General features: G+C 68.8%; 3 protein-coding genes and 2 pseudogenes. 1 reads left to right on the forward strand and 4 read right to left on the reverse strand.

What is annotated here, in order from left to right:
• Both QZV72_RS04100 and QZV72_RS04105 read right to left on the reverse strand, forming a co-directional pair.
• Window positions 1–222 (reverse strand): annotated as a pseudogene (locus QZV72_RS04100) (hypothetical protein); the annotation flags it as partial.
• Window positions 223–231: 9 nt separating this feature from the next.
• A complete protein-coding gene (locus QZV72_RS04105; protein ID WP_014011090.1) occupies window positions 232–537 on the reverse strand; it encodes an urease subunit gamma in 306 nt (101 codons plus the stop codon).
• A 135-nt stretch (window positions 538–672) separates the two neighbouring features.
• Here QZV72_RS04105 and QZV72_RS04110 point away from each other — a divergent pair, with 135 nt between their 5' ends.
• On the forward strand, window positions 673–2,007 hold the full coding sequence (locus tag QZV72_RS04110) for an LssY C-terminal domain-containing protein (protein ID WP_297005650.1): 1,335 nt from the start codon (window positions 673–675) through the stop codon (window positions 2,005–2,007).
• An 11-nt stretch (window positions 2,008–2,018) separates the two neighbouring features.
• On the opposite strand, the gene QZV72_RS04115 is transcribed toward QZV72_RS04110, so the two are convergent.
• Window positions 2,019–2,360 (reverse strand): helix-turn-helix domain-containing protein, encoded by a 342-nt coding sequence (locus QZV72_RS04115; protein WP_297005653.1) that lies wholly within the window; start codon window positions 2,358–2,360, stop codon window positions 2,019–2,021.
• Window positions 2,361–2,656: 296 nt separating this feature from the next.
• Window positions 2,657–2,999 (reverse strand): annotated as a pseudogene (locus QZV72_RS04120) (ATP-binding protein); the annotation flags it as partial.

Consider the following 2,999-nt stretch of genomic DNA (forward strand, 5'->3'; position numbering starts at 1 on the left):
GGAGCGCTGCGCCCACTGCAGTGCCTGCGCGGCCTGGGTGACCGAGGTGAGGTCGCGGTCGGTGCCGGCGGGGATGACGACCAGCGGGGCTTCGCACTGTTTCGCCTGTTCAACGTGGGTGGCCAACGCCCGGGGGCCGGTGACGACCGGGGTGGCTGTGGCTGTGGCCAGTGCGTCCGGGGTCGGTGACTCAGCGCCGGCGTAGAGGACGGTGATGCTCATGCCGCTCCCCTACTGCCCGATCGGATCGTGGACGCTGACGAGCTTCGTGCCGTCGGGGAACGTCGCCTCGACCTGGATGAGACTGAGCAGGTCACGCACCCCCTCCTGCACCTGGTCGGGGCCGAGAACCTGCGTGCCGATCTCCATCGCCTCAGCGACGGTGCGTCCGTCGCGGGCCGCCTCGACGACGGCCTCGCTGATCAGGGCGGTCGCCTCGGGGACGTTGAGTGCCAGGCCCCGGGCGAGGCGGCGGCGGGAGACTTCGGCGGCGGTGAACAGGAGAAGCTTCTCCTGCTCCCGGGGAGTGAGATCCATGGCGTCCTTCGCGTCTTTCCGGTTGTGTCCCCTTCACGGTACTGCCGGGACCGGGGGAGCGCGGACCGTCGCCACTGTCTTTAACCTGGCGGTAACACCGGGACCGGGACCGGTGGCGGCGCTACGATGACCGTCATGCGCAGCGTTCCCGTCGCAGCAGTTCTCGCCCGGCTCGACCGGTTCTTCTTCGTCTTCGCCGGCCTCGCCGCGATCTGGCTGGCCTGGCTGCTGCTCACCGACACCGTCACCGTCGGGTGGTGGGGCGTCGGCCTGCTGGTCCTGTTCTGGTTGATGCTGGCCTACCTCGTGCTGCCGCGCCTGCACCGCATCCTCACCCGCGTCTACGTCCCCGACTACTTCATCGGCCGGACCCGCACCGGCGACGGGCTGCTCGGCGACCCCGTCAACCTTGCCGTCCTCGGCGACGGGGACGCCCTGCTCACCGCCCTCGCCGACACCGGATGGCGACCCGCCGACCCGGTGACACCGCGGACCTCGTGGCGGACGGTGGCCGCCGTCCTGGGCAGACGCAGCTACCCGACCGCACCGGTCAGCCCGCTGTACCTCTTCGGTCGACGCCAGGACCTCGCCGTCCAGCAGGAGGTCGCCGGCAATCCGGCACGCCGCCACCATGTCCGGTTCTGGCGTACCCCTGACGGCTGGCTCCTGCCGGGCGGGGTGCGGGTCGACTGGCTCGCTGCGGCGACATACGACCGGACCGTCGGATTCTCCCTGTTCACGTTGCAGATCACCCACCGGATCGCCCCGGACGTCGACCGGGAGCGCGACCGCCTCGTCAACGGGGTGGTACAGCAGGTCCCGGGGGCGTCGGTGGAGACACTGGTGGGATTCTCCTCGGGCTACCATGCCCGCAACGGTGGCGGGGACTCGATCCACACCGACGGGAACCTGCCGGTCCTCGATCTGCGGGCGGTCCGCCGGTTGTCCCGTCCGCAGAACACGGGAACTGATGCGGCCGCTCACACCGGGGCTGCCGACGGGACGGGGGTTTCCGACGGCGCGGGGCAGCGTCATCGGTGGATGCCGGGAATTCCCCGCCCGGTCCACATCGTTCTCGGTGTGCTCTTCCTCCTGCTCCGCGCCGCAGGTGGGCTGCTGTGGATGGCGGAGGTCGCCGGAAGGTGGGAGGATCTCCGCCACACCGTCGTCCCCGACGGGTACCCCGCCCTGGTCATCCTGGGGATCGTCCACGCCCTGTGGACGGTGGTGCTGCTCCTCCTCGCGGTGATGCTGTGGCGTGGACGCAACGGTGCCCGCAGCATCGTGGAATGCTGGACGACGCTGAGCATCATCGGCGTGGCGGTGAGTTACCACGTGCACGGCACGCACCTCACCCTGCACACCACGGTGTTCACTCTGGCGCTGGACATCCTCGTTCTGCTGGCGCTCTCCGCCGACGACGCCCGACGCTGGACGCGGTCGCGGTCACAGGCACGGTCGCGGCGGTGACAACGAAGGCGTCAGTGTGCGTGTGTACCACCGAGGTGGTGCAGCAGCCGGTGGACGCGCTCATCGGTCAGCGCGTAGCGCATCATCCGGCCGTCCCGGGTCGCGGTGACGATCCCCGCCGTGGTCAGGAGCCGGAGCGCGGCGGAGGCGGTGGCCGTCCTCACTCCCGCACTGTCGGCGAGCTCGGACATGCTCAGCGTCCCCGGGCCCTCGTAGTGCAGCAGGGTGAGCAGCCGGAGGCGGGTGGGGTCGCCGAGCAGTCGGAAGGTCTCGGCCCAGTCGTCGGACAGCGTGCAGAGTCGTGCTGCGTCGTGGTCGTGCGCAGTGTGATCGTGTGCGTCCCTGCCGGTCATGGTTCCGTACTGTAGCGCGGCCTCCGGTTTTCCGGCTCTTCCGGTTTCAGAGTGCGTTGATCGCTTCCCGGAGCCCACCCGAGTGGATCAGTGACCTCACTGTTGAGGGTCGTTGACTCGGAGTATTCAACCAGACAACGCTTCGTAAGGGGAGCGTAGGTCGGATCGGATCGCCAACGGGGGCGGTGAAGCTCGGTTCCCCGAATCCGGTGGACTGGATCAGCCCCTTGTCCATCAGAGACCTGCGCACCATGCTGATCTCACCGGGGGACCTGCCCATCCGCTCCGCGACGTCCCTACGGCGCAGTTCCGCGTCCCCGAGGCTCAGCCATGGCAGTGAGCATCTTCACCTCCACCTCGGTCGCCTTCATCCACCGGGCACGGAAGAAGTCGTTCTGTGACGTCCGGTACTCCTCCATCGCCACAGCCACATCGTCCACAGTGATGACGGAACCGGAGTCCGGGTAGCCAGCGGCCGTCCATGACTCTTCACCGAGCAACTGGATGAAATACGGATACCCGCAGACCTCCTGCAGCGCGCTGGTCAGTGCTTCTGCATCCCAGGCCACACCGCCATCTGCGGCCGGAGCGACCAGCGCCGAGCGAGAGGCCGCATCGTCCAGATCCTTGAGCCGGGGA

It is taken from the genome of uncultured Corynebacterium sp., assembly GCF_902782855.1.
Classification (GTDB): domain Bacteria; phylum Actinomycetota; class Actinomycetes; order Mycobacteriales; family Mycobacteriaceae; genus Corynebacterium.

What these genes read in the sequence shown, in the direction of transcription:
- QZV72_RS04105 (WP_014011090.1), bottom strand. Translation starts at nt 537, where the DNA reads ATGGATCTCACTCCCCGGGAGCAGGAGAAGCTTCTCCTGTTCACCGCC.
- QZV72_RS04110 (WP_297005650.1), top strand. Translation starts at nt 673, where the DNA reads ATGCGCAGCGTTCCCGTCGCAGCAGTTCTCGCCCGGCTCGACCGGTTC.
- QZV72_RS04115 (WP_297005653.1), bottom strand. Translation starts at nt 2,360, where the DNA reads ATGACCGGCAGGGACGCACACGATCACACTGCGCACGACCACGACGCA.